At 63.3% G+C, this 26658-nt stretch carries 26 protein-coding genes and 1 pseudogene; 22 read left to right on the top strand and 5 right to left on the bottom strand.

What is annotated here, in order from left to right:
* Positions 1-123 precede the first annotated feature (123 nt).
* From AC0L3I_RS01715 to AC0L3I_RS01680, 8 genes are all read left to right on the top strand, one after another.
* Positions 124-2307 (top strand): primosomal protein N', encoded by a 2184-nt coding sequence (locus AC0L3I_RS01715; RefSeq protein WP_473525763.1) that lies wholly within the window; start codon positions 124-126, stop codon positions 2305-2307.
* 36 nt (positions 2308-2343) lie between these two features.
* On the top strand, positions 2344-3039 hold the full coding sequence (locus AC0L3I_RS01710) for an aspartate/glutamate racemase family protein (RefSeq protein ID WP_473486249.1): 696 nt from the start codon (positions 2344-2346) through the stop codon (positions 3037-3039).
* Positions 3040-3132: 93 nt separating this feature from the next.
* Complete coding sequence (locus AC0L3I_RS01705; protein ID WP_473486250.1) at positions 3133-3528, top strand: AGROH133_08824 family phage infection protein; 396 nt, start codon at positions 3133-3135, stop codon at positions 3526-3528.
* Between the two features lie 246 nt (positions 3529-3774).
* Positions 3775-4335, top strand: a complete 561-nt coding sequence (locus tag AC0L3I_RS01700; RefSeq protein WP_473486251.1) for a F0F1 ATP synthase subunit delta — start codon at positions 3775-3777, stop codon at positions 4333-4335.
* On the top strand, positions 4335-5864 hold the full coding sequence (gene atpA, locus AC0L3I_RS01695) for a F0F1 ATP synthase subunit alpha (RefSeq protein ID WP_292548611.1): 1530 nt from the start codon (positions 4335-4337) through the stop codon (positions 5862-5864). Before AC0L3I_RS01700 ends, atpA begins: the two co-directional genes overlap by 1 nt.
* A 33-nt stretch (positions 5865-5897) precedes the next feature.
* A complete protein-coding gene (locus AC0L3I_RS01690; RefSeq protein WP_473525762.1) occupies positions 5898-6782 on the top strand; it encodes a F0F1 ATP synthase subunit gamma in 885 nt (294 codons plus the stop codon).
* 72 nt (positions 6783-6854) lie between these two features.
* Positions 6855-8438 (top strand): F0F1 ATP synthase subunit beta, encoded by a 1584-nt coding sequence (gene atpD / locus AC0L3I_RS01685; RefSeq protein ID WP_473525761.1) that lies wholly within the window; start codon positions 6855-6857, stop codon positions 8436-8438.
* A 109-nt stretch (positions 8439-8547) separates the two neighbouring features.
* Positions 8548-8955 carry a F0F1 ATP synthase subunit epsilon gene (locus tag AC0L3I_RS01680; protein WP_473525760.1) on the top strand — a complete coding sequence of 136 codons (408 nt, stop codon included), beginning with the start codon at positions 8548-8550 and terminating at the stop codon, positions 8953-8955.
* A gap of 319 nt (positions 8956-9274) precedes the next feature.
* On the opposite strand, the gene AC0L3I_RS01675 is transcribed toward AC0L3I_RS01680, so the two are convergent.
* Positions 9275-10753 (bottom strand): mannitol dehydrogenase family protein, encoded by a 1479-nt coding sequence (locus AC0L3I_RS01675; RefSeq protein WP_473525759.1) that lies wholly within the window; start codon positions 10751-10753, stop codon positions 9275-9277.
* Between the two features lie 176 nt (positions 10754-10929).
* On the opposite strand from AC0L3I_RS01675, the gene uxaC reads away from it, so the two are divergent.
* From uxaC to recQ, 9 genes are all read left to right on the top strand, one after another.
* Complete coding sequence (uxaC, locus tag AC0L3I_RS01670) at positions 10930-12339, top strand: glucuronate isomerase (RefSeq protein WP_473525758.1); 1410 nt, start codon at positions 10930-10932, stop codon at positions 12337-12339.
* 36 nt (positions 12340-12375) lie between these two features.
* Positions 12376-13353, top strand: a complete 978-nt coding sequence (locus AC0L3I_RS01665) for a TRAP transporter substrate-binding protein (RefSeq protein WP_473525757.1) — start codon at positions 12376-12378, stop codon at positions 13351-13353.
* A gap of 103 nt (positions 13354-13456) precedes the next feature.
* Positions 13457-13984, top strand: a complete 528-nt coding sequence (locus AC0L3I_RS01660) for a TRAP transporter small permease (RefSeq protein WP_473525986.1) — start codon at positions 13457-13459, stop codon at positions 13982-13984.
* 4 nt (positions 13985-13988) lie between these two features.
* Positions 13989-15269, top strand: coding sequence for a TRAP transporter large permease (locus AC0L3I_RS01655; RefSeq protein ID WP_473525756.1), 1281 nt, complete (start codon positions 13989-13991; stop codon positions 15267-15269).
* Between the two features lie 9 nt (positions 15270-15278).
* Positions 15279-16061 carry a FadR/GntR family transcriptional regulator gene (locus tag AC0L3I_RS01650; RefSeq protein WP_473525755.1) on the top strand — a complete coding sequence of 261 codons (783 nt, stop codon included), beginning with the start codon at positions 15279-15281 and terminating at the stop codon, positions 16059-16061.
* A gap of 20 nt (positions 16062-16081) precedes the next feature.
* Entirely contained in the window at positions 16082-16939 is an 858-nt protein-coding gene (gene kduI, locus AC0L3I_RS01645) for a 5-dehydro-4-deoxy-D-glucuronate isomerase (protein ID WP_473525754.1), read from the top strand.
* Positions 16936-17703: a 2-dehydro-3-deoxy-D-gluconate 5-dehydrogenase KduD gene (gene kduD / locus AC0L3I_RS01640; RefSeq protein WP_473486262.1), complete on the top strand. Its 768-nt coding sequence runs from the start codon at positions 16936-16938 to the stop codon at positions 17701-17703. Before kduI ends, kduD begins: the two co-directional genes overlap by 4 nt.
* 21 nt (positions 17704-17724) lie before the next feature.
* Complete coding sequence (locus AC0L3I_RS01635; protein ID WP_473525753.1) at positions 17725-18063, top strand: cupin domain-containing protein; 339 nt, start codon at positions 17725-17727, stop codon at positions 18061-18063.
* 449 nt (positions 18064-18512) lie between these two features.
* The gene (gene recQ, locus AC0L3I_RS01630; protein ID WP_473525752.1) at positions 18513-20357 is read left to right on the top strand and encodes a DNA helicase RecQ; all 1845 of its coding nucleotides are present in this window, start codon (positions 18513-18515) and stop codon (positions 20355-20357) included.
* 84 nt (positions 20358-20441) lie between these two features.
* Here the strand turns inward: recQ and AC0L3I_RS01625 are convergent, their stop codons facing one another.
* Entirely contained in the window at positions 20442-20831 is a 390-nt protein-coding gene (locus AC0L3I_RS01625; protein WP_473486265.1) for a hypothetical protein, read from the bottom strand.
* A gap of 82 nt (positions 20832-20913) precedes the next feature.
* Between AC0L3I_RS01625 and AC0L3I_RS01620 the strand changes: the two genes are divergently transcribed.
* From AC0L3I_RS01620 to AC0L3I_RS01605, 4 genes and pseudogenes are all read left to right on the top strand, one after another.
* Complete coding sequence (locus AC0L3I_RS01620; protein WP_473525751.1) at positions 20914-21081, top strand: hypothetical protein; 168 nt, start codon at positions 20914-20916, stop codon at positions 21079-21081.
* A pseudogene (locus AC0L3I_RS01615) lies at positions 21078-22279 on the top strand (hypothetical protein). The gene AC0L3I_RS01620 and the pseudogene AC0L3I_RS01615 overlap by 4 nt, the downstream one beginning before the upstream one ends.
* 62 nt (positions 22280-22341) lie before the next feature.
* Positions 22342-22566, top strand: a complete 225-nt coding sequence (locus AC0L3I_RS01610; RefSeq protein ID WP_165848737.1) for an antitoxin MazE family protein — start codon at positions 22342-22344, stop codon at positions 22564-22566.
* Complete coding sequence (locus AC0L3I_RS01605; protein ID WP_473525750.1) at positions 22563-22910, top strand: type II toxin-antitoxin system PemK/MazF family toxin; 348 nt, start codon at positions 22563-22565, stop codon at positions 22908-22910. Before AC0L3I_RS01610 ends, AC0L3I_RS01605 begins: the two co-directional genes overlap by 4 nt.
* Positions 22911-23021: 111 nt before the next feature.
* Here the strand turns inward: AC0L3I_RS01605 and AC0L3I_RS01600 are convergent, their stop codons facing one another.
* Both AC0L3I_RS01600 and AC0L3I_RS01595 read right to left on the bottom strand, forming a co-directional pair.
* Complete coding sequence (locus AC0L3I_RS01600; protein ID WP_473525749.1) at positions 23022-23345, bottom strand: hypothetical protein; 324 nt, start codon at positions 23343-23345, stop codon at positions 23022-23024.
* Between the two features lie 133 nt (positions 23346-23478).
* Positions 23479-24378 carry an alpha/beta fold hydrolase gene (locus tag AC0L3I_RS01595; protein WP_473525748.1) on the bottom strand — a complete coding sequence of 300 codons (900 nt, stop codon included), beginning with the start codon at positions 24376-24378 and terminating at the stop codon, positions 23479-23481.
* A gap of 212 nt (positions 24379-24590) precedes the next feature.
* Here AC0L3I_RS01595 and AC0L3I_RS01590 point away from each other — a divergent pair, with 212 nt between their 5' ends.
* Positions 24591-25571, top strand: a complete 981-nt coding sequence (locus AC0L3I_RS01590; protein WP_473525747.1) for a TIM44-like domain-containing protein — start codon at positions 24591-24593, stop codon at positions 25569-25571.
* Between the two features lie 24 nt (positions 25572-25595).
* On the opposite strand, the gene AC0L3I_RS01585 is transcribed toward AC0L3I_RS01590, so the two are convergent.
* Complete coding sequence (locus AC0L3I_RS01585; protein ID WP_473525746.1) at positions 25596-26237, bottom strand: class I SAM-dependent methyltransferase; 642 nt, start codon at positions 26235-26237, stop codon at positions 25596-25598.
* Between the last annotated feature and the right edge of the window lie 421 nt (positions 26238-26658).

Here is a 26658-nt window from a genome sequence, read left to right as displayed (position 1 = left end):
GCGTGGGTTAAAGTTCTAAAGCGTACTTTGTGCGTCCGGATGGACGCACGTCGCTCTAGGCCGGCAAGGCACATTCGGCGTTGGACTTTGCTCTAGACGAAAGTCGGGGCAAGGTCACGCCTCATGATCGAAGATTCGCCCTTTGTCGCAGCCGCGCCAGTGCTGGTGCCGATGCCCGCCGATCGGCCCTACACCTATGCCGTGCCCGCCGGCATGCGCGTGGTGCCGGGCTCGATCGTGCGCGTTCCGCTCGGTCCGCGCCAGGTTGCCGGCATCGTCTGGGACGGCGTTGTCGAAAAGGTCGACGCAAAAAAACTGCGCCCGATCGAGCAGGTCTTCGACTGCCCGCCGATTGACCGCGCTATGCGCCGCTTCGTCGACTGGATCGCGCAATACACGCTGTCGCCGCCTGGCATGGTGGCGCGCATGCTGCTGCGGGCGCCGGAGGCCTTCGACCCGGAACCCTGGATCGAAGGGCTGCAACGCACCTTCGCCAAACCCGACCGGATGACGGGTGCGAGGATGCGCGTGCTGGAAACAGCCGAAGGCGGGCTCGCCTGGACGCGGTCCGGGTTGGCGCATGCGGCCGGCGTGTCGTCGACGGTCATCGACGGGTTGAAAGCGCAAGGCGTGTTCGAGACGGTCATGATCCCGCCGCGACCGGTGGTCGCAGCACCCGATCCGAATTACGCCCAGCCTTCGCTGATGCCGGACCAGAGCGATGCGGCCGGGATGCTGTGCACCAATGTCGCGGCCGGCGCATTCGGCGTCACGCTGCTCGACGGGGTGACCGGATCGGGCAAGACGGAGGTCTATTTCGAGGCGGTGGCGGCGGCGCTCGACCGTTGCAAACAGGTGCTGATCCTGCTGCCGGAGATTGCGCTGACCCACGCCTTCCTCGAGCGCTTCCAGGAACGGTTCGGCGCCAAGCCGGCGGAATGGCACTCGGACCTGCCGCCAAGGATGCGCGAGCGTGTCTGGCGGCAGGTGGCGGAAGGTGGCGTGCGCGTGGTTGCCGGCGCGCGTTCGGCGCTGTTCCTGCCGTTCAGGGAGCTCGGGCTGATCGTCATCGACGAGGAGCATGACCCCGCCTACAAGCAGGAAGACCGCGTCTTCTACAATGCCCGCGATATGGCGGTGGTGCGTGGCCATATCGGCGGCTTTCCGGTGGTGCTCGCCTCGGCGACGCCGTCGGTCGAAAGCCGGGTCAACGCGAGCCAAGGCCGCTACAACAGGGCGGTGCTTTCGGCGCGCTTTGCCGAGGCGGCGCTTCCCGACCTGAAGACGATCGACATGCGCCGCGCCCCGCCGGCACGCGGCGGCTTCCTGTCGCCGGTGCTGCTTGCCCATATGCGGCAGACGCTGGAGAAGGAGGAACAATCGCTGCTGTTCCTCAACCGGCGCGGCTATGCGCCGCTGACACTGTGCCGGGTCTGCGGCCATCGCTTTGGCTGCCCGGTCTGCTCGGCCTGGCTGGTCGAGCACCGCTTTCGTGGCCAGTTGATCTGCCACCATTGCGGACACAATGAGCGGCGGCCCGAGGCCTGCCCGGAATGCGGCACGCTCGATCATCTGGTCGCCTGCGGGCCGGGCGTCGAGCGCATCGCTGAAGAGGTCGTCGCGCATTTCCCAGACGCCCGAACCATCGTCCTGTCGTCCGACCTGATGGGCGGCGTGCGGCGGCTGAGGTTAGAGCTTGAAGCCATCGCCAATGGCGAGGCCGACATCGTCATCGGCACTCAGCTCGTCGCCAAGGGCCACAATTTCCCAAACATGACGCTGGTCGGCGTGGTCGATGCCGATCTCGGCCTGGCTAATGGCGATCCGCGCGCCGCCGAGCGCACTTTCCAACTGCTCAGCCAGGTGACCGGCCGCGCCGGCCGCACCGGCAAGAAGAGCCTTGGCCTGCTGCAGACCTTCCAGCCCGACCACCCGGTAATGCGGGCGATCGTCTCCGGCGACGCCGAGGCTTTCTATGAGCGCGAGATCGCCGAACGCGAACGGGCGGCCCTGCCGCCTTTCGGCCGGCTTGCGGGCGTCATCGTCAGTGCTGCGACACGAGCGGAAGCGGAGGGACATGCGCGGGGTTTGCGGCGCGCCGCACCTCAGGCCAGCGACCTGTTCGTGCTCGGTCCGGCCGAGGCGCCGCTGTCGCTGATCGGCGGCCGCCATCGCTTTCGCCTGCTGATCCAGGGCGAGCGGCGCGCCGACATGCAAGGGTTCATTCGCGCCATGCTGGCCGAGGGACCGAAGATACGGGGCTCGGTGCGTGTGCAGGTCGACATCGACCCGCAGAGCTTTTTGTGAGGCCGACCATGCAATTTGGACCGGAGCTGTGAAGAGATGAAAACCCTTGGCCTGATCGGCGGCATGAGCTGGGAATCAACGGCGATCTACTATCGGCTGCTGAATGAGATCGTGCGCGAGCGGCTGGGTGGGCTGCATTCGGCGAAACTGCTGCTGTGGTCGTTCGACTTCGCCGATATCGCCGAACGGCAGCACGTCGGCGACTGGCAGGGGGCGGGCGTTCTGCTGGTCGAGGCGGTGCGTAAGCTCGAAGCAGCCGGTGCGGAGGGGCTGCTGATCTGCACCAACACCATGCACAAGCTAGCCGATCAGGTGGAGGTAGCGGTGTCGATACCGCTCATCCACATTGCCGATGCCACGGCTACCGCGGTTGCCCAGGCCGGCGTCAGCCGTCCGGCTCTCTTGGCAACGCGGTTCACCATGGACCGGGATTTCTACAAGGGCCGGCTCGCCGACAGGTACGGCCTTCATCCCGTGGTGCCAGATGAAGCCGGGCGGGACATGGTTCATCGCGTGATCTACGACGAACTCTGTCAGGGTATTGTCACCGCGGAATCGAAGGCGGCCTACATTGATGAAATCGCCCGTATGCGGCGCGACGAAAACATCGACAGCGTCATCATGGGGTGCACCGAGATCACCATGCTGATCGGCCAGCAGGATTTCGACATTCCTGTGTTCGACACGACGCGCATCCATGCCGAGGCGGCGGTCGAATTCGTGCTGGGCTGATGCGCTTTCCTAAAGTGCCGGCGCCATCTGGCGCATGTCTCTTCCTTCGCTAGAATGCCCGAAATTTCGAACAGCCATTTACGAGGGGACAGTATGGAATTTGCGTTTCCATGGCCTATGAGCCAGGGCGAGTGGCTCGCATGGTCGAGCGCCGTCGTGACCTTGCTGTTCGGGCTGCTGCTGTTCCTGGCGCCGGGGCTGGGCTTCCGGATTCTGCGGCTGCAGGTCAAGCCTGAGAAGGCGGCGGCGATCGCCGAAGGGCGCGGCAGGATGTCGGGCTTCTATCTCGGCGTCAGCCTGTGCTGCATTCTGCTTGCGCAACCGCTGCTCTACATGGCGCTTGGCTTTTCCTGGCTGCTCACCGCCTTCGGCCGCCTGCTGTCGATGATGTCGGACGGCGCCAACACACCTTTCAACTGGGCGTCCATCGTGGTGGAACTGGTGCTGGCGGCGCTGCCGCTTGCCTTCGCCTTCGGCTTTGTGCCTTGAATCAAAGGCGAATTCGGAACCGGCGGTCGAACCGCACCGCCGGATGCGACAATAGTGCCTGAAAACCATGCGGGACGACGCATTGCGGTCTTAAAATGCCTGTGCTAGACGGCAATCGACTTTCGGCCGGGGATAGCGGAAGCCGCGTCTCCGTGCTTGGAAAAATGCAGTAAGGTCAAAGATTTAGCCAGAGTTTTCGCTCGAGCCAATAATCTGCGGCCTGTCAGACAAGAGAAAAGACGGTCCGTGGCCCAATCGTCATCACCAATCTCAGGTGTCGCAGAGCGCTATGCGGGTTCGCTGTTCGAGCTCGCGCTCCAGGCGAATTCGGTCGCAAAGGTCGAGGCCGACCTCAACAGTTTCGCGGCGATGCTCGAAGGCAGCGCGGATCTTACCCGTCTGATCAATAGCCCGGTCTTCTCCAGCGAGGACCAGGCCAAGGCCATTGCGGCGATCGCCGACAAGGCAGGGATCGCCGGCCTCACCGGCAATTTCCTGCGCGTCGTCGCCCAGAACCGCCGGCTGTTCGCCATTCCTGGCATGATCAAGGCATTCCGCCAGATCGCCGCCGAGCATCGTGGCGAGACCGGCGCTGAAGTTACCTCGGCGCATGCGCTGACCGACGCCCAGCAAACCGAGCTGAAGGCGGCGCTGAAAAGCGTTGCCGGCAAGGATGTCGCGATCACCGTGACCGTCGATCCGTCGCTGCTCGGCGGGCTGGTGGTCAAGATAGGCTCGCGCCAGATCGATACGTCGCTCAAAACCAAACTCAATTCGCTCAAGCTTGCACTGAAAGAGGTCGGCTGATGGACATCCGCGCCGCGGAAATTTCCGCAATTCTGAAAGACCAGATCAAGAATTTCGGCAAGGAGGCCGAGGTCTCCGAAGTCGGCCAGGTTCTGTCCGTCGGTGACGGCATCGCCCGCGTCTATGGCCTCGACAACGTCCAGGCCGGCGAGATGGTTGAGTTCCCCGGCGGCATCCGCGGCATGGCGCTCAACCTCGAAGCCGACAATGTCGGCGTCGTCATCTTCGGCGCCGACCGCGACATCAAGGAAGGCGACATCGTCAAGCGCACCGGCGCCATCGTCGACACGCCTGTCGGCATGGGCCTGCTCGGCCGCGTCGTCGACGCGCTCGGCAACCCGATCGACGGCAAGGGCCCGATCCAGGCGACCGAGCGCAAGCGCGTCGACGTCAAGGCGCCCGGCATCATTCCGCGCAAATCGGTGAACGAGCCGATGTCGACCGGCCTCAAGGCCATCGACGCGCTGATCCCGGTCGGCCGCGGACAGCGCGAGCTGGTCATCGGTGACCGCCAGACCGGCAAGACCGCGATCATCCTCGACACGATGCTCAACCAGAAATCGGTGCACGAGCACGGGCCGGAGAAGGAAAAGCTCTACTGCGTCTACGTCGCCGTCGGCCAGAAGCGCTCGACCGTCGCGCAGTTCGCGAAAGTTCTCGAAGAGCGTGGCGCGCTCGACTATTCGATCATCATCGCCGCCACCGCTTCCGATCCGGCGCCGATGCAGTTCCTGGCGCCGTTCACCGCCTGCACCATGGGCGAATATTTCCGCGACAACGGCATGCATGCGCTGATCAGCTACGACGATCTGTCGAAGCAGGCGGTCGCCTATCGCCAGATGTCGCTGCTGCTGCGCCGCCCGCCCGGCCGCGAAGCCTATCCGGGCGACGTCTTCTACCTGCATTCGCGCCTTCTGGAGCGTGCCGCCAAGCTCAATGACGACAATGGCGGCGGTTCGCTGACGGCGCTGCCGATCATCGAGACCCAGGCCAACGACGTGTCGGCCTACATCCCGACCAACGTCATCTCGATCACCGACGGCCAGATCTTCCTGGAAACCAATCTGTTCTTCCAGGGCGTCCGCCCGGCGGTCAACGTCGGCCTGTCGGTGTCGCGCGTCGGCTCCTCGGCGCAGATCAAGGCGATGAAACAGGTCGCCGGCTCGATCAAGGGCGAGCTCGCGCAGTATCGCGAAATGGCGGCCTTCGCCCAGTTCGGCTCTGACCTCGACGCCGCCACGCAGCGCCTGCTCAACCGCGGTGCGCGCCTGACCGAACTCCTGAAGCAGCCGCAATTTTCGCCGCTCAGGGTCGAAGAACAGGTCGCGGTGATCTTCGCCGGCGTCAACGGCTATCTCGACAAGCTGGCAATCGACCAGGTCAGTAAATTCGAGCATGGCTTGCTCAGCCACATGCGCTCGGCCGGCAAGGAGGTGCTCGACGGCATCCGCAAGGAGAAGGCGCTGTCGGACGATCTGCGCGCCAAGCTGAAGGCGGAGATCGACACCTTCGCCAAGACCTTTGCTTGAACGAGGCCGGACGGACGGGATCAGGTTTGAAGCATGCCTTCACTAAAAGACCTTCGTAACCGTATCGCCTCGGTCAAGGCGACGCAGAAGATCACCAAGGCGATGCAGATGGTCGCCGCGGCGAAGCTGCGCCGCGCGCAGGAGGCGGCGGAAGCCGCGCGCCCCTATTCGGAGCGCATGGGCGCGGTGCTGGCCAACATCACCCAGGCGATCGGCGGCGGCGGCGAGGCCCCGGCGCTGATGACCGGCACCGGCAAGGACGACGTGCATCTGCTCGTCGTCTGCACCGCCGAGCGTGGTCTGTGCGGCGGCTTCAATTCGCAGATCGCGCGCCTTGCCCGCGACCACATCCGCAAGCTTCTGGCCGGCGGCAAGCAGGTCAAGATCATCTGCGTCGGCAAGAAGGGATTCGACATCCTGCGTCGCGACTACGCGGCGCTGATCCTCGAGCGTGTCGATTTGCGTGAAGTGAAGACGCTCGGCTTCGTCAATGCCGATGCCATTGCCAAGAAAGTTATCCAACTTTTCAACGAGGGTGGCTTCGACATCTGCACGCTGTTCTATTCGCAGTTCAAGTCGGTGATCAGCCAGGTCCCGACGACCCAGCAGATCATCCCGGCAGGCGTGACTTCCGCTGCCGCCGAGGCGACGGACGGCGGCAATGCCGTCTATGAATACGAGCCGGAGCCGGGCGAAATCCTCTCCGACCTCATCCCGCGCAACATCTCCGTGCAAATCTTTCGTGCGCTGCTCGAAAACGCGGCCGGCGAGATGGGCGCCAAGATGAGCGCCATGGACAATGCGACGCGCAACGCCGGCGACATGATCAACAAATTGTCGATCACCTACAACCGCCAGCGGCAGGCGCAGATCACCAAGGAATTGATCGAAATCATTTCGGGCGCCGAGGCGCTCTAGGCGCGCTCCCACGAAGGTCTCCGACCTTCGAGCGGATCGCGTGAGAAACAAGAGACGAAAAGGGTAAAGACGATGGCGAAAGCAGCGACCCCCCAGAAGGCGGCCCCGAAGACCGCCGCGAAGGCGGCAGCACCAGCAAAGGCTCCGGCAGCGGCAGCGAAAGCCGCTCCGGCCAAGAAGGCGGCCGCGCCCGCCAAGGCAGCCGCGGCGAAGGCGCCGACCGTTGCCATCAAGAAGACTGGCTTGGCCGGCAAGGTCCGCCAGGTCATCGGCGCCGTTGTCGACGTGCAGTTCGGCGAACATCTGCCGGCGATCCTGAACGCACTGGAAACGTCCAATGTCGGCAATCGCCTCGTGCTCGAGGTGGCTCAGCACCTTGGCGAGAACACCGTGCGCTGCATCGCCATGGACTCGACCGAAGGTCTGGTTCGCGGCCAGGACGTCTATGACACCGGCGCACCGATCACCGTCCCGGTCGGCCCGGGCATGCTCGGCCGTATCATCAACGTCATCGGCGAGCCGGTCGACGAGGCAGGCCCGGTCGACGGCATCGAGATGCGCTCTATCCACCAGCCGGCTCCGACCTATGTCGAGCAGGCGACGGAAGCGCAGATCCTGGTCACCGGCATCAAGGTTCTCGACCTGCTGGCACCTTATGCCCGCGGCGGCAAGATCGGCCTGTTCGGCGGCGCCGGCGTCGGCAAGACCGTGCTGATCCAGGAACTGATCAACAACGTCGCCAAGGCGCATGGCGGCTTCTCTGTGTTCGCCGGCGTCGGCGAGCGCACCCGCGAAGGCAACGACCTCTATCATGAGTTCATCGAGTCCGGCGTTAACAAGAAGGGCGGCGGCGAAGGATCCAAGGCAGCGCTCGTCTATGGCCAGATGAACGAGCCGCCGGGTGCGCGCGCCCGCGTCGGCCTGACCGGGCTGACGGTCGCCGAATATTTCCGCGACCAGGGCCAGGACGTGCTGTTCTTCGTCGACAACATCTTCCGCTTCACGCAGGCGGGTTCCGAAGTGTCGGCGCTGCTAGGCCGTATTCCTTCGGCGGTGGGCTACCAGCCGACGCTGGCCACCGACATGGGCGCGCTGCAGGAGCGCATCACGACGACGACCAAGGGCTCGATCACCTCGGTGCAGGCGATCTACGTGCCGGCCGACGATCTGACCGACCCGGCGCCGGCGACCTCGTTCGCCCACCTCGATGCGACGACCGTGCTCAACCGCGCGATCTCGGAAAAGGGCATCTATCCGGCCGTCGATCCGCTCGACTCGACCTCGCGCATGCTCGACCCGATGGTCGTCGGCGAAGAGCACTACCAGGTGGCGCGCCAGGTACAGTCGATCCTTCAGCGCTACAAGTCGCTGCAGGACATCATCGCCATTCTGGGCATGGACGAGCTGTCGGAAGAGGACAAGCAGACGGTGGCCCGCGCCCGCAAGATCGAGCGCTTCCTGTCGCAGCCCTTCTTCGTCGCCGAAGTGTTCACCGGCGCGCCGGGCAAGCTGGTCGATCTCGCCGACACCATCAAGGGCTTCAAGGGCCTCTGCAACGGCGACTATGACCACCTGCCGGAAGCCGCCTTCTACATGGTCGGCGGCATCGAAGAAGCGGTCGAGAAGGCTCAGCGCCTGGCGGCCGAAGCGGCATAATCAAGCGAATAGGGAGTAGGGAGTAGTGAGTAGAGAATAGTAAGTACGGGTTTGGGCGTTTTGCCCTTCACTACTTACTATTCACTATTGACCACTCACTAAATAGATCATGCCTGAATCTTTCAAATTCGAACTGGTCTCGCCGGAGCGCCTGCTGGTTTCCGAGCAGGTAGAAGCCGTCGTCATTCCGGGCGCCGAAGGCGAAATGACCGTCATGGCCCATCACGCGCCGGTCATGACCACGATCAAGCCCGGCGTCGTCACGGTGAAGACCGCGGAAGGCAAGGCAGAGCGCTACGTGGTGTTCGGCGGCTTTGCCGACATTGTTCCGGCGGGCTGCACGCTGCTGGCAGAATCGGCGGTAGCCGTCGGCGACATCGACCGCGCCGACCTGGCCCGCCGTATCCAGGAAGCCAGGGAAGACGTCGCCGACGCCAAGGACGACCAGACGCGCAGCAAGGCCGAGCAGTTCCTTAGCCAACTCACCACACTCGAAGGCGCGGTCCTGCCGGCCTAGAGGGCAGGGTATCCCTACCCATTCCAGGCGGAGAGCAGCTCTTGGGATACATGCCATTGGTCGCGCAGAATGAGTGTTCTGCAGCGATCCTTCGCGCCCCCTCTGTCCTGCCGGACATCTCCCCCACTTGGGGGGAGATTGGCAGCTTCGCCGCTGGCGCTCGCTCAGCGACGTTGGCGATTGGCGAAAGCCGTAGTGACGGCTAATCTCCCCACCTGTGGGGGAGATGTCCGGCAGGACAGAGGGCGCGCCCCGCCAACGTCAAAGTTTCTGCATCGCCTTAGCCCTGATCCGGATTAGTGTCAGGTCCGCCCAACAGTCATTCGCTCGCAATGCCCAGCGCTGTGAAAGCAGCAGCCACACCTCCCTGCCGCAGGCGTTCGAGATGCGCGGCCGCGAGGTCGATCAGCGTCAGGCGCTCAGCACCGCCCTTGGCGAAGCCGGCCAGGTCGAACACCGCCGCCACCGCTTCGTCAGCCGACAGATGCCGAGTGTCGAGTGCGGCCAGGGCCAAGTCGAGCGGGTCGGTGAAGTGGCTTTCCGGCAAGGATTTGCCGCGCGTCTCGCAAGCGGCGATCCAGGCGGCTACCACCAGCATCAGATAGGCGGGCGGGGCACCGGCACTCATCCGCTCCATGGCCGAGGCAACGATGCGCTGGGGCAGTTTCTGGCTGCCATCATTGGCGATCTGCGCCGTCCGATGGGCGAGCGCGGTGTTCGAATAGCGCTTGGCGAGTTGGGCCGTGTAGTCGGCCGTGTCGAGCCCGGCGTCCTTCGGCAGCGTCGTGATCGCCTCGGCCCACAATCCGTCGACGAATTGCCGGATCGCCGGATCGGCGAAGGCGCGGTCGACCGTCTCATGGCCACTGAGCAGGCCAAGATAGGCGATCGCCGAATGCGAGCCGTTGAGCAGGCGCAGCTTCATGTCCTCGAACGGCCCGACATCACCGACCATGGTGACGCCGAACCTTTCCCAGGCCGGCCTGCCCGCCGGGAAATCGTCTTCGACCACCCATTGGCAGAACGGTTCGGTCATGACAGGCCAGGCGTCCTCGACGCCGAGCTGGCCTGATATCCGTGCCCGGTCGGCATCGGTGGTCGCCGGCACGATGCGATCCACCATGCTCGACGGAAACGCCACCTCGTCGGCGATATGGCGGGCGAGATCGGTGCCGCGCAAAGCGGCGAATTCGACCAACAGCCGGTGCAGCGTGGCGCCGTTGGCGGGGAGATTGTCGCAGCACAGCAGGGTGAATGGCTGGATACCGGCGGCACGGCGGCGCGCAAGCGATTCGGCCAGAAAACCATGCGCCGTTCGCGGCATTTGCGGGTTGGCCAAATCGTGGACGATGTCGGGATGGGCTGTGTCCAGTCCGCCACCCGCCACCCTGAGATAGGCTTTTTCGGTGATCGTCAGCGTGACGATGGAGGTGCGCGGGTCAGACAGCGCGGCCAGCACCGCGCCCGGATCTTCCGGGGCCACCAGCATCGACAGGATCGAGCCGACGACGCGCAGGCTTTCGCTGTCGCTGCTCCTGACCGCCAGCGTGTAGAGCCCGTCCTGCGGAGCCAGCGCGTCGCGTGTGTCGGCGCTGCGCAGCGAGACGCCGACAATGCCCCAATCCGTCTCTCCCGCCGCCAGGCAGTCGTCGACATAGGCTGCCTGATGGGCGCGGTGGAATGCGCCGACGCCGAGATGGACGATGCCGGGTACGACGCGGTTGCGGTCGTATCCGGGGACTGCGACCGAGGCCGGCAATGCCTGCCGCGTGCTGTTGGAAAGGCGTCTGTCTGTCATCGTGCGATGGGTCTGATCGAGCTCGTGCCGGGCGTGGCCGGCATGCGGCGTAACATCCGTTTCGTTCCCGCACAATGGGCTGACGTTGCGTTAAAGTCATCATACAACAATCTATTTTTTGTATGTTGACATTATTTCCTTCCGATCCTACCGATGGCCAGGTTGGGAGGAACGACGTGGCCGCATTGACCGATCCGGATTTGCTGTTTCCCTCGGAGGCGCATCCGCGTTCGCTTGCCCGTGATCTCTACGCAGCTGTCAAGGATCTGCCGATCGTCAGCCCGCACGGTCACACCGATCCGCGCTGGTATGCGCTCAACGAGGCATTTCCCGATCCGGCGCAATTGCTTGTTGTGCCGGACCATTACATCTTCCGTATGCTGTTCAGCCAGGGCGTCCGGCTCGAGGACCTTGGTGTGCCAACGCTCGACGACTCACCGGTGGAGACCGACGGCAGGACGATCTGGCGGCGCTTCGCCGAGCACTATTATCTGTTCCGCGGCACACCGACGCGGCTGTGGTTCGATCATGTGCTTGCCCATCTGTTCGGCATCGAAGAGCCGCTGACGACCGCAACCGCCGACCGCCATTACGACACGATCTCGACCTTGCTGCAGTGGGAGAATTTTCGCCCGCGAGCGCTGTTCGAGCGCTTCAACATTGAGGTCATTGCGACGACCGAAGGCGCGCTCGACGATCTCAGATGGCACCAGATGATCCGCGACAGCGGCTGGGAGGGCCGCGTCGTCACCGCCTATCGGCCGGACGCCATCGTCGATCCCGATTTCGAAGGCTTTTCGGCCAATCTCGATCGGCTCGGCGACATCACCGGCTGCGACACCGGCACCTGGGCCGGCTATCTCGATGCGCATCGCCAGAGAAGGGCCTTCTTCAAAAGTTTCGGCGCGACCGCGTCGGATCACGGCCATCCGACAGCTGAGACCGCCAATCTGTCGGATGCCGCCGCGCAGGAACTGTTCAACCGCATCCGCCGAGGCTCGGACGACGAGCGTGAGCGAAAACTGTTTCGCGCCCAGATGCTGACCGAAATGGCTAAGATGAGCCGCGACGACGGGCTGGTCCTGCAGATACATCCCGGCTCCTGGCGCAATCATTCGCCTTCCGTCTTCCAGAAATTCGGCAGAGACAAGGGTTTCGATATCCCGACCAGAACCGACTATGTGACGGCGCTGAAGCCGCTGCTCGATTGCGTCGGTCTGGAGCGCGACCTTACCATCATCCTCTTCACGCTCGACGAGACCAGCTATGCGCGCGAACTGGCGCCGCTCGCCGGCGTCTACCCGGCACTGAAGATCGGGCCGGCCTGGTGGTTCCACGACAGCCCGGAGGGCATGCGCCGGTTCCGCGAGATGACCACCGAAACAGCAGGCTTCTACAACACCGTCGGCTTCAATGACGACACCCGCGCCTTTCCATCCATCCCGGCTCGCCACGATGTGGCGCGTCGGGTCGATTGCGCCTTTCTTGCGCGTCTCGTCGCCGAGCACCGGCTCCGCGAGGACGAGGCGCACGAACTGGCGCAGGAACTTGCCTATACGCTCGCAAAAAAGGCGTACCGGATCTAACGGCGCTTGCCGCCATCGTTCAACGGGAGGAAACCAATGCTGCATTTTTCTAGACTGGCGGGAGCTACGCTACTTGCCGCCGCACTGATGGCCGGAGCGGCAAGCGCCCAGACGGTTCTGCGCTCGTCCGACACGCACCCGGACGGCTATCCGACGGTCGAGGCGGTCAAATATTTTGGCGAGCTTGTGAAGGAGCGCACGGCCGGCCGCTATTCGGTCGATGTCTATCATTCCGCGCAGCTCGGCGAGGAAAAGGACACGATCGAGCAGGTGCGCTCCGGCGTGATCGACCTCAACCGCGTCTCGATGGCGCCGTTCAACGGGCTCATCCCCGAAACCACCGTGCCCTCGCTGCCCTACATCTTCCGCTCGGAAGACCATATGCACGAGGTCATGGACGGAGCGGTCGGCGATCAGATCGCGGCGGCGTTCGAACAGGTCGGGCTGGTGCTGCTCGCCTTTTATGACGGCGGCGCGCGCTCCTTCTACAATTCGAAGAAGCCGATCAACTCTGTAGCCGACATGGCCGGCATGAAATTCCGCGTCATCCAGTCCGACATCTTCGTCGACATGGTGGCGGCACTCGGCGCCAACGCGACGCCGATGCCGTATGGCGAGGTGTATTCGGCGATCGAGACCGGGGTCATCGACGGTGCGGAGAACAATTTTCCGAGCTACGACACCGCCAAGCATGCGGAAGTCGCCAAGTTCTATTCGCTCGACGAGCACACGATGGTGCCGGAAGCCTTCGTCATGGCGAAGTCGAGCTGGGACAAGCTGACGCCGGAAGACCAGGCGATCTTCAAGGCGGCCGCCAAGGAAAGCGTCGCCAAGCAACGTGAGCTGTGGGCCGCCAAGGTCAAGGAATCGCGTGCCAAGGTCGAAGCGGCCGGTTCGCAGATCACGACGCCGGACAAGCAGCCCTTCATCGACGCGATGGGCCCGGTCTACGAAAAGCACGTCAAGGACGACAAGCTGAAGGCGATGGTCGAGGCCATCAAGGCCGTGCAGTGATCAAGCGGCGGCGCGGGCATTCCGCGCCGCCATCCTCTTGCGGAGAGAACCGGTGACCTCCAGCTCAGAACAGAGACCGCCCCTGTCCGGCATCGCGCGGGTGATGTCGCGCATCAGCACGGCGGCGCTGTGGATCGCCGGCATCGGGCTGGTGCTGATGACCGCCTTCGTCGCCTGGCAGGTGTTCGGCCGTTATGTTCTGAACCGCTCGCCGAGCTGGACCGAGCAGGGTTCGGTGATGCTGATGAGCTGGTTCATTTTCCTCGGCGCCGCCGTCGGGGTGCGCGAGAACTATCACCTCGGCTTCGACGTCCTGCTCTACGTTCTGCCGAAAGGCGGCAAGCGTTGGCTGAGGATGATCTCGGACCTCGTCGCGCTCGCCTTCGGCATCGGCATGATCTGGTATGGCAGCCAGCTGGTCGCATTGACCTGGGGCGCCACCTTGCCGTCGCTAGGCATATCGGGGGGCTGGGACTACGTCCCACTTGTCGCGGGAGGCGCGCTCATCGTGCTCTTCACGCTGGAGCGCATCGTGCTTCGCCTTTCCGGTGCGCCGATCGACGATGCGCTCGATGAACTGCCGCCGGCCGAAGTCGCAGCCGAACTCGACACAGCGAACGTGAAGGTCTGACGCCATGGAACTCTGGATACTCTTCGGCGTCTTCACCGTTCTGATGCTTATCGGCACGCCGATCGCCTTCTGCCTCGGCGTCGCAAGCTTTGCCACCGTCCTCTACATGGGCCTGCCGCCGCTCATCGTGTTCCAGCGCCTGAATTCCGGCATGAGCGTCTTTTCGCTGCTGGCCGTTCCGTTTTTCATCTACGCCGGCGACTTGATGGTGCGCGGCGGCATCGCCAGCAAGATTGTTGCCTTCGCCGGCTCTCTCGTCGGCCACATGCGTGGCGGCCTCGGGCAGGTCAACATCGCGACCGCTACGCTGTTCGGCGGCATTTCAGGCTCCGCGGTGGCGGAGGCAGCGGCGGTCGGCGGCTTGATGATCCCGCAGATGAAGGCGCGTGGATATGGAGCGGATTACGCCGTCAACGTCACCTCGATGGCGGCGCTGATCGCGTTGCTCTTGCCGCCGTCGCACAATATGATCATCTACTCGATCTCGGCAGGCGGAAAGATCTCCATCGCCGACCTGTTCACGGCCGGCATCATCCCGGGCCTGCTATTGGCCTTGGCACTGATGATCACCGCCTATTTCGTGGCGCGCTCCCGCGTCTATCCGACCGAGCCGTTTCCGGGCTTCGCCGCAGTCGCGCATCTCTTCGCTGTCGCGGTGCCCGGCCTGCTGCTGATCGCGATTATCTTCGGCGGCGTGCGATCGGGCGTTTTCACGGCCACCGAGAGTTCCTGCATCGCCGTCATCTATGCGTTGCTCGTTACTGTCCTGGTTTACCGGCAGATGACTTGGGAAGGTTTCGTTCATGCCACCCATGGTGCCGTGCGCACCACGGCCATGGTGCTGCTCATCATCGGCATGGCGGCGGCGTTCTCGTGGTTGATGGCCTTCCTGAAAGTGCCGGCAGCGCTCATAGCCTCCATGAACGCGATCTCGGAAGATCCGCTGGTCGTGCTTCTCCTGCTCAACATCTTGATGCTGTTCCTTGGCACGTTCATGGACATGGGGCCGACGATCATCATCTGCACGCCGATCTTCCTGCCCGTGGCGCAGGCCTACGGCGTCGATCCGGTGCATTTCGGCGTCATCATGATCCTCAACTTCGGCATCGGGCTAAACACGCCGCCAGTGGGCGCAGTGCAGTTCGTGGCGTGCGCAGTGGGCAAGATATCCGTCTGGGAAGCGATGCGCTCGATCTGGCCATTCTATGGGGCAGGCCTCGTGGTGCTGGGGCTCGTCACCTACATTCCGGCCATCTCGCTATGGTTGCCGAGTGTCTTCAAATAGGGGTTGGCAATGGCATCGGATATGGCGACCAGCCTCAAGGTCGAACGCAAGCCCAAGCTGTCGGAGACCGTGGTCGCGGCGATCCGCAAGCAGTTGCAGGCTGGCGGGATCCAGCCGGGTCAAAAGCTGCCGACCGAGGGTCAGCTGACCGAAACCTTCGGGGTCAGCCGCACCGTCATCCGCGAAGCGCTGGCCAAGCTTGCCGCCGACGGTCTGGTCGAACCGCGCCAGGGCGCCGGGGTCTTCGTCACCGAGCATATCTCGACGATGTTCGGCACGCTGGCCGCGGACATGGGCAGCAAGGATTCGATCGCGCTCAACGTGCTCGAGGTGCGCCTGGCGATCGAGATCGAATCCGCCGGGCTGGCCGCTATCCGTCGCAACGCCGCGCAGGAAGCAGCGATCCAGGAAGCGTTTTTCGAGTTCGAGCGGCTGCTGTTGAACAGCGAGCCGACAGGTCCGGCCGACCTTGCCTTCCACCGCGCGATCGCCAGCGCCACCAACAATCCGTTCTATGTCGAGATGCTCGACGTGCTTGGCCGGCGCGCCATTCCTTGCGACGTGACATCGCCGTGGTCCACCGAGCTCGCCCAATCCGACGTCTACCAGCGTGGGCTGCAAGGCGAGCATCTGGTGATCCTGAACGCCATTATGACAGGCGATGCCGAGGCCGCGCGCGAAGCCATGCGCGCCCATCTCACCGCCAGCCAGCAGCGCTATCGCGAGCGCCTGCATGCACGTCAGATTTTTTATGCCGATTCGGTCAAGGCCGCGGCACCGAATGATCAATGAGGCAGCCCAATGGGACAGCAATGAATCACACTGAAAACCACACGGACTTCACCTCGCGCTTCGCCATCGACCCTGTTACCGCCGCGGCGATGGGGACGGACGAGCTCCGTCACAATTTCCTGATCGAAGGCCTGTTCCAGCTCGGCCGCATCGGCCTGACCTATACCCATTACGACCGCATGATCGTCGGCGGCGCCATGCCCGCGGGCACGCCGCTGCCACTGGAGGCGATCAAGCCGACCGGGACAAAGAACTTTCTCGATCGCCGCGAAATGATCGCCGTCAATATCGGTGGCGCCGGCATCGTGAAAGCCGGCGGCCAGTCCTACGAGCTGCAGCCGCGCGACATGCTGTATCTCGGCATGGGCACCAATGAGGTGTCGTTCGCCTCAGTCGATCCAGCCGAGCCGGCCAAGTTCTATCTGCTCAGCGCACCGGCGCATCAGAGCCATCCCAGCCAGCTGATCCGCATCGGCGATGCCAACCGGCTCGACCTCGGCAGCCAGGCGACCTGCAACGAGCGCTCGATCTTTCAGTTCGTCCATGCCGGAGGCGTGAAAACCTGTCAGCTCGTCGTCGGCATGACCCAGCTTGCGTCAGGCTCGGTCTGGAACACCATGCCGTGCCATGTGCATGACCGGCGCATGGAGGCTTACCTTTACTTCGACCTGCCGGAGGCGGCGCGCGTGTTCCATTTCATGGGCGAACCGGACGAGACTCGCCACCTCGTCATGCGCAATGAAGAAGCGGTGCTGTCGCCGGGATGGTCGATCCATTCGGGCGCCGGCACGTCCAACTATGCCTTCATCTGGGCGATGGCCGGCGACAATGTCGACTACACCGATGTCGATCCGGTAGCGATGGAAGAGCTGCGGTGAGCGACCTCTCTGCTTTCAGCCTGGCCGGCAAACGCGTCCTCGTCACCGGCGCCAACACCGGCATCGGCCAAGGCATCGCCCTGTCGATCGCGCGCGCCGGCGGTGCTGTGGTCGGCGTCGGCCGTTCGGCGATGGACGAGACGGCGGAAAAGGTCGCGACGGCGGGCGGACGCTTCGAGGCGGTGCGTTGTGATCTTGCCGACCATGCCGCTGCCCAGGCGATACTCGATCGCATCTGGGACGAAACCGGACCGCTCGACGGTCTGGTCAACAATGCCGGCATCATCCGGCGCGCCGACGCCGTCGATCTGGCGGAAGCCGATTGGGACGATGTCATAGACGTCAATCTGAAGACGGTCTTTTTTCTCAGCCAGTGCTTTGCCCGGCGCGTGCTTGCCGATCCCGGACGGCGCGGCAAGATCGTCAACATCGCCTCGGTGCTGAGCTTCCAGGGCGGCATCCGCGTCGCCTCCTACACCGCCTCGAAACACGGCGTGCTCGGCATCACCCGGTTGCTCGCCTGCGAATGGGCGTCGAAAGGCATCAACGTCAATGGTATTGCGCCCGGCTATATCGAAACCAACAACACCGAGGCGCTGCGTGCCGATCCAGACCGCAGCGCCGCCATTCTGGCGCGCATTCCGGCCGGGCGTTGGGGCGGGCCGGAAGACATCGGCGACGCGGCCGTCTTCCTGCTGGCGCCGGCGTCAAACTACATGCACGGCGCGGTGGTGCCTGTGGATGGCGGCTGGCTGGCGCGATGAGGCCATGATGAGGATTTGGCGATGACTGGAACGAAGATCTTTTCGCACGCCGGCGAGGGCGCATGGACGCCGACCCCGGATGGCAATCGCAGGCGTGTGCTCCTGTACACGGGCGAATTGATGATGGTCGAGTTCGGTTTCGACAAGGGCGGTGTCGGTGCGCTGCATTCGCACCCGCATGTCCAGGCGAGCTACATCGCCGAAGGACGCTTCGAGGTTACCATCGACGGCAGGACCGAAATCCTGGAAACGGGAAGCAGCTTCATTGTCCCTTCCAACCTGATCCACGGCGTCAAGGCGCTCGAGGCCGGCCGCCTCGTCGACAGTTTTACACCGCACCGCGCCGATTTTATCGACTGAGGGCGAGCGAACGCAGGTCATTGCGGCGTGTGTCCGGCCCGAAGAGCAGGATCGCCTGTTTTCGCCGCCTCCTTCCAGCACATCCCGCAAACGAAAAGCCCGCGCCTCCGGAGAGACGCGGGCGGGTTGCCTGGGCGCTTGTGCGCCGCGGTACTCAAAACATCACCGCAGAACCTGAACCTGCCGAATTATGGTGAAGATAGGATTAACCGGCGCCCAGGCCGACACGTTATTCACAGCCAAAGCGAATAGAGGCTGGAATCACGATCCCATATCCGCCAATGAGGGAGATATTCTTTCAGACGGCGCCGACGGAGACGGGATTTGAGGGGTGATCGAATATTCGAATCCGAGGTCAAGGCCGTCAGCTGGCGATTCGACAGGGAGATGTCGTCGCAGTCCCTGAGCCCGCTCTCTTTTTGGGCGGCGCCGAACATAGTAATTCCCTGATGCAGGTAGCGGCGGCAAGCGTCCCGGCGGAGGATCCCAAGCGCCGCGTCCTGAAGGACGTGTTCGGCTTCGACGATTTTCGTCCCGGCCAGGACGCTGTGACGGAGGCGCTGCTGGCCGGGCGTCATGTGCTGGCTATCATGCCGACCGGCGCTGGCAAATCGCTCTGCTATCAGGTCCCGGCGCTGGTCTTGGGCGGGCTCACCATTGTCGTTTCGCCGCTGGTGGCGCTGATGCAGGACCAGGTCGCCGCATTGCGTCTTGCCGGCGTGGCCGCCGATACGATCAATTCCTCGCTCGACCGCGATGCCAATGTCGCCGCATGGCGCCGCGTTGCGGCAGGCCAGACGCGCCTGCTCTATCTTGCGCCGGAGCGGCTCATGACCGCGCGGATGCTCGAGGCGCTGGCCAGGCTCGATATCCGGCTGATCGCTGTCGACGAGGCGCATTGCATCTCCCAATGGGGCCCGGCGTTCCGGCGCGAATATGAAGAGTTGTCGCGGCTCCGCGACATTTTCCCTGATGTGCCGATCATCGCGCTGACGGCGACAGCGGACGAGGCGACGCGCACCGACATCGCCGCGCAGCTGTTCGCCGGGCGCGTCGAAACCCTGGTGCTGGGTTTCGACCGGCCGAACATCAAGCTTGGCATCGAGGCCAAGCAGGACAGCAAGCGCCAATTGCTGGGCTTCGTGCAGCGTCACGCCGGCCGCAGCGGGATCGTCTATTGCCTGTCGCGCAAGAAGACGGAAGAGATGGCGGCGTTCCTCGAGAAGAACGGCGTGCGCGCCCTGGCCTATCATGCCGGCATGAGCAAGGACGCGCGTGAAGCGAATCAAAACGCATTCATGACCTTGTCCGGCGTCGTGATGGTGGCGACGATTGCCTTCGGCATGGGGATCGACAAGCCTGACGTCGCCTATGTCTTCCACACCGACCTGCCGGGCAGCCTCGAAGCCTATTATCAGGAAATCGGCCGCGCGGGCCGCGACGGGCGGGCTGCCGAGGCACATATGCTCTTCGGTCTCGGCGATATCCGCATGCGGCGGCTTTTCATCGACGACGAGGACGCGCCGGCGGAGCATAAACGGCGCGCGCATGGCCGGCTCGATACGCTGATCGGCTATTGCGAAACGGCCCAGTGCCGTCGCCAGATCCTGCTTGGCTACTTCGGCGAATCAGCAATGCCTTGCGGCAATTGCGACAACTGCCTTGACCAGACGCCGCATGCGGATGGCGAGGCGGAGGCACGGATCGTCTTCGCTGCCATCGCACAAACCGGCGAGCGCTTCGGTGCTGCCCAAATCGTCGATGTTCTGCTCGGCCATGAAACCGAGAAGGTCCTGGCCAGGAACCACCACAGGCTTGCCAGCTTCGGGACCGGTGTGGCGCACAAGAAGAATGTCTGGCTGTCCCTGGTCCGCCAGCTCGTCGCGGGAGGGTTTCTGACATTGGACTCAGGCGACCATGGCGGCCTCGCCATCGCCGAAAAGGGCCGTGAGCTGGCCCGCGGCGAGGTCCCGTTCCGGTATCGCGTAGAGGCGCCGCGGCACGCATCGCGTGGCAAGACACGTCCCACCCCGGACGTTGCCGCGGGCACGCAAGACCTGGATGCCGCGCTTTTGGCCACGCTCAAGTCGGTACGACTGCGACTCGCCCGGGAGCGCCAGGTGCCGGCCTTCGTGATTTTCTCCGATCGTACATTGATCGATATGGCCGAACGCTGCCCGCGCGACCTCGACGCCTTTGCCGCGGTCAACGGCGTCGGTGCCGCCAAGCTCAGGGAATTCGGCGAGATCTTCCTCGGCGCAATCGCTGCGCACCAATCCGGGGTGTCGGTCTGAGGTTATCCATTACACTGACGATGGACCGTGCGGGATGAAGTGTCCTTCATCTGCGCTATAGCCCACTAATCCACCTGTCGGGCATCAGTTCTTACCGAGCTCGCCTGTCCAACGATCTCGCCCTGCCCAGTACGGGCAGTTCGGGCAAGTGCCGCCTTCCGGATAGTCGATTCCCTCCTCGTGCGGACAGCCGAGAATTCCGTCCACCATCGCCACGGAGTGCACCCCATGCCCGCGCAACAACGCGGCGATCTCGGCGAAGATCGTATCGCTCCTCCGCACGTCGCCGGTTTCGACAAACCAGCGACGCAGGATCGTCGCCTCGGATTGAGGGGCGGGGACGATACCCACCGCCACCTTCGTGGCGCGGAGGTTATCGGGGCCATAGAAGGCGATGGTGCCGACGGGATAACTGCGCACGCCCAGCTTGGCCTTCTTGGCGATCCATTTTCTTGCCCGCTGGTCCGGTTTCATGCTTGCTGCTCTCCCGTGAATCGGCAGAATATCGCTATCCGCATATGAGATAAATCAGCAACGCAAGGGTGGATCAAGGCCGGTGACCAAGAGGAAACAATGGGTCATCGCGGCGCGTGCCGGAAGGCTGGCCGTGGCCGACGAGCGGGAAAAACAAGCAATCGTCGCGGCCTGCGAGACGTTCATCCGTGACGTCCGCCGGCCTGCTGGTGGTGTCGGCGTCGGCCATTACAGAAACGAGCGAACATGAGCGAATATCAATACTACGAGTTTCAGGCGGTCGACCGTCCGCTCAGCGAAGCGGATCGCCAGGCCTTGCGCGGTTTGTCGACACGAGCGCGGATCACCGCCACGAGCTTCACGAATTCCTACGACTGGGGCGACTTCAAAGGCGACCCGGTCGAGTGGATGGGCGCTGGTTCGATCTCCATCTCTATCTGGCCAATTGGGGCACGCACCGCCTGATGATCCGTCTGCCGAAGCGGCTGGTCGATCGGCGGCGTCTCGACGGATTTCTCCACGCGGTCGATTGCGTCGATGTCACGACATCGGGTGAAAATCTGATCGTCGACATCCTGTGCGAGGAACTGGAGCCCGAGGACTATTGGGACGACGGATCGGACCGTCTGGCAGCACTGGCGCCGCTGCGCGCCGACGTGCTTGGCGGCGACCTGAGGCTTTTCTATCTGCTGTGGCTGATGGCGGTCGAGGCCGGTTCTATCGAGCCGGACGAGGCGGAGCCGTTGCCGGGGATCGGCCCGATGACTGGCGCGCTCGACGCATTCGCGCGGTTCTTCCGTCTCGATGCCGATCTCGTCGAGGCGGCGGCCGAACGTCCCGCCGGCACGACGGCGGGGGACCCATTGTCATCGGATGTCATCCGTCGTTCCGTTGCCGATTTGCCTGATCATGAAAAAACGACGCTGCTTGCTCGACTGGCCGAGGGCGATCCGCATGTGGCGAGTGAGCTTAGGGCGCTCGTTCGGGATCGCCAGGCGTTGCAAGCCTCGGCGGCTCGACCCGCCGTCGCTCCGCGCTCGGTCGGCGAATTGCGCGCCCGTGCCGATGCGATCCGCGAGGCTCGCGAGCGCGAGCAAAGCGAGCGGCGGGAGGCTGAAAGGAAACGGCGGGAGGCGGAAGAGCTACGCGCTCGCCGCGACCGGCTCGATGCGATCATGCGGCGCGGCGAAACCGTGTGGCGCGAGGTGGAGACCGAAATCGAGCGCCGCAACGCTTCCGGCTATGATACGGCCGCCGGTCTTCTGCTCGACCTCAAGGCGATTGGCGAGGAGCGGGGGACGATTGGCGACTTCGCCCGCCGGCTGCAGGCGATCCGCGAACGGCATATCCGCAAGGGAAGCTTCATCGAACGGCTGAAGCCAATAACAAGGCACGCAATAGCAGCAAGTCACAGCCGTTGTCGTAGCCCGGTGCGGGCTTTCCGATGAGGACTGGTCAAAGCTCGCCCTCTGCAATAGGTTACATGTAACCACTAGCAGGGAGAATCGTCATGGCCTCGGCATCGAAGCCTAAGTCCTCGGGCATGAAGGTGCGGGAACATCGTGAACGTCTGCGCCGGCAAGGTCTGCGCCCGATACAGATCTGGGTGCCGGACGTGCGTGCGCCGGGCTTCCGTTCGGAAGCGCATCGCCAGTCACTAGCGGTCGCGGCAAGCGCCCATGCACGCGAGGATCAGGCGTTCATCGACGCGATATCGGATTGGGGTGATGAATGAAGCGTGGCGATATCTGGACGGTCGCCGGCGGCAAGGACTACGCCGGCAAACCGCGTCCTGTCGTCATCATCCAGGATGACAGTTTCGATGCGACGGATTCGATCACCATCTGCGGCTGCACGATCGACGAGACGGACGCGCCATTGTTCCGTCTGGCCATCGAACCGAACGAGCGCAACGGGCTGCTCGCCGTCTGCCGACTGATGGTGGACAAGATCACCACGGTCCCGAAGTCCAAGATCGGCGCAAATATCGGGCGATTAGACGACGCGGACATCCTGCGCCTCAACCAGGCCGTTCTCGTTTTCCTCGGTTTGGCCGTGTCGCCGAGATTGAAGCCGTGACGGTGAGGATGATCGAATTCACGGAGCCGTCGAGCCTCGGCTCCAATGCCACGTCCTGCGAAATCGATCATTTTCGGCCTTCGGCTGCAGGCTCTCACGCCGGCACCGCAATCAGCACTTTTGTCGTCTCACCGCTGCGATCGCAGCCTCCTGCTGCCGCAAGTGTTCGATTCTCGCGCTCTGGCGGGCAGCGACGGTAGAGGCGACACGCCGGGCTCCCCAAAGCCAGTCCGGAATTTTGGTTTTCGCGACTTTGCCCCGAGTGATCGCTGTCGCCGACATCTCCTTGGCGACTTCGCCCATGGCCACGTTGAGTTCGACACAGCTCATCTTGTCGTATTTCGCGGCATCAAAGGACGCGTGGAAGGGTGATGCGCAACCTCCGACAAGGACGAGGCTGCATATCAAAGGCGTGGCTGTAGAAATGGCTTTCATTTTTTATCAAGCAGATTTGACGCCTGACGGGCGAATACCAGAGAGATCCTCGATCCCAAGCGTTCCCGAGGTACTGCATAATTGAAGCATGTGAAGCTCTACAATACTCTGCCCTGGGCGTCATTCCCCCTATTTACCCCCTATTATCGTCGAAGAATTTCGAGAGAGCCGCTGCGGTCTGGTGAGGGTGCTCTTTTGGAAAGAAGTGCCCGCCTGGAACGGGTCTTCCTTCAACTCTGTCGGCCCATTTCCTCCAAATAGCCAGCGGTCCGCCTTCCGCGGCATACCAGGTCTCGAGGCCGCCTTCGCTGCTCCATAGTGCCAGCAGCGGACACTCAATGCGACGACCGTTTGCCTGGTCCAGCGCGTCATGTTCACGATCGACCGTGGCAGCGGCCCGATACTCTTCGCATATCGCATGAACATGAACGGGATCGCGAAGCGCATCGACATAGGCGTCCCTGACCTCCGCAGAGAACACTTCTGCCGGCGATCCCCACTGCACAATCGCATTGTCGACTATCGCGTCGGGCGCTGCGCCTATCAGTCGCTCCGGCAGCGGCGCCGGTTGCGCGAGAAGGCTCCAGGGCCAGAAGCCGAGAGCCAGTCTGGCGTCCGCCCTATCCCACGCGGCGGCGGTTGGGATGACGTCGAGGACGGCGACTTTGGAGATTTCATCGGGGTGGTCGAGCGCCAGGCGATAGGCGACCCGCCCGCCACGATCATGTCCGGCAACCATGAACTGCTCAAACCCCAGTTGCTTCATGACTTGAACCATGTCGCCGGCCATGGCGCGTTTGGCGTATGGGCTGTGATCGGCAGAGGAGACCGGGCAGCCGCTTTGCCCATAGCCTCGAAGATCGGCGGCGACCACCGTAAAGCGGGACGCCAAGGCCACGGCGATATCCCGCCACATCAGATGCGTTTCGGGAAAACCATGAAGAAGCAGCAGCGGCGGACCGGTCCCGCCGATCCTTGCGAAAACGGTCGTGTCGTCCAGTTGCAAGCTGGTGGCGCTGAAACCTGCAAACACCGTTCGTCTCCCTCGGCGTGCCCCAAGGCGACAACGCACAAGGTGGCAGAAGGATCACGGTCAGCTGCTTTGTCTGGACCAACTGCTTCGTCTGGATTTGAGGCGGCCCTGGAATTCTCGTCAATGGCCGAATACGGAAGCTGCGGGCCACTGATATTTCGATCGGCGCACCCCATATGATCGGAAAGAATGTCGCCTAGGGATTTGCTATGATGATTTCGCGTTCGAGCCGGTTTGCAGTTTTGTTTGCAGGACTGTTCCTGGCATTTTCGATGGTCGCGGCCGATCACGCTGAGGCGCGCCGTGGCGGCAGCTTTGGCAGCCGCGGCACGCGCACTTTCCAGTCGGTCCCGCCGACCAGGACGGCGCCACAGCCGGCCGCGCCGGTCGAGCGCTCGATGACGCCCAACACCGTAACGAACAATGCGGCCCGCCAGACGCCGGCATCCCAAAGGCCAGGGTTCTTCAACGGCCTCGGCGGTTCGATGATGCGCGGCCTGTTGCTCGGCGGTCTGATCGGACTTCTTTTGGGCCAAGGGTTCGGCGGCTTGGCCGGCATATTGGGCCTGCTTCTTCAAGGGCTGCTGATCGGCGGCGCGATCATGTTGGCCATCCGCTTTTTCCGGTCGCAATCGGCACGCAACCAGGCGCCCGCCATGGCCGGCGTTCCGCGGAGCATGGGGAACTTTGGGCGAAACGCCGCAGCCCAGCCCGAGGCGGACAACGTCTCGTCTTTGCCCATTCCAGGCATCGGGTCTGGATTTGGCCGGACAGCTCCAGCGTCCGATGAAATTACAATGACGCAGGCCGACCTCGACATATTCCAGCAGCGGCTGACGGAGGTTCAGGAAGTGTTCGGGCGCGAAGATCATGCTGGCTTGCGCCGGCTGGCGACCCCCGAGATGGTGTCATACTTGTCCGAGGAGCTTGCCGACAATGCCAAAAACGGCGTCAGGAACGAGGTCTCGAACGTCAGCCTGTTGGAGGCCGATATTGCGGAGAGCTGGCGGGAAGACGATCGCGACTACGCGACGGCTGCCTTGCGCTACGAGTCTCACGACGTGATGCGCGATCGCGCCAGCGGCAAGATCGTCGCGGGCGAAGCCGATCGGCCGACGGAAACAACCGAACTGTGGACCTTCACGCGCCAGAACGGTGGCGACTGGAAGCTCGCAGCAATACAGCAGCCCTAGCTGATACATGGCAGCCTCGGCCGTTCACGTCCTCTTGCGAGCCACGATGTAAGGACGGTTGTCGTTGCCCTTCGTTGCGTGGCTTTCAGTGGCAAGAACATCGAAGCCCGCGGCATAGATATGCTGGCTCAGGTCTGCCGCCCGAAAGACGCCGGCATAGGGGGCTTTGCCGATCGCGCGCATCGCGGGCAACAAGGCAAACCGGATGAGTGGGTTCATATCCCCGACGCAGGGTGTCTTGGAGATGAACAGGCCCTCCGCAGCAAGTAAGGCGTGGATGCGGCGCAGGGTGCCAGGCAGGTCGCGGACCAGATGGAGATAGTTGAATCCCAGAACCGCGTTAAACTGCGCCGCGTCAGGCGTGAGCGCTTCTACGGTCGCGGTGCGGAAGACAAGAGCCGGGATAGGGCCAACGGCGTGTTTCTCATTGGCAATCGCGATCATTCCAGCGGAAATATCCGTCGCAAGATAGTTCTGAACATCGCCCGCCAGCCGGAGCGCCGTTGTTCCTGTTCCGCAACCCAGTTCCAACACCCTGTCGCCTGGTTCCAACAGGGTGCGGGTCCGGTCCAGCGTGCGCTCATATCCGGCCTGGTCCGCAATCGCACCCATAGCGTACTTTCGTGAACTCCGGTCCCAGAAACGGGCGTCGCTCGCTATGCTCATGATGGTTGCTCCTTAGATCGCGACCTTGCCCTATTCGGCATTAAGTTCGGCAATTAAGAATGGTCGGAGGCGAGTCGTGTTCGCTCAAGTCAAGCCGCGCAGAAGCTCGTTCGGCTATCGGCGGTGAGTAGCTATCTCGCATATACCGTAGAAATCGACGGGATGGCGGGCCGAGAACGATGAAACAGAGAACTACGTTTACTCCATAGCCCTCCAAAAATGACGCCTGAAAGTCGGCCGGAACTCGCTGAAATTACAGCGGGTTTCCGGCTGTCGCCGTTTCATTGCGGTTCTTTAACGGTTTGGGCTGCATCACCGACCAAGTGAATCCGCCTGGATTCCACTGTCGCCGGGCGGTGGCGAACATGGTCTGATCTGGTCATGGCGATGACGGCGGACCAGCTTCCCGACGACCCGGATG

The sequence above is a fragment of the Mesorhizobium sp. WSM4840 genome (genome assembly GCF_055811755.1).
This window is presented reverse-complemented; position numbering and strand designations above follow the sequence as displayed.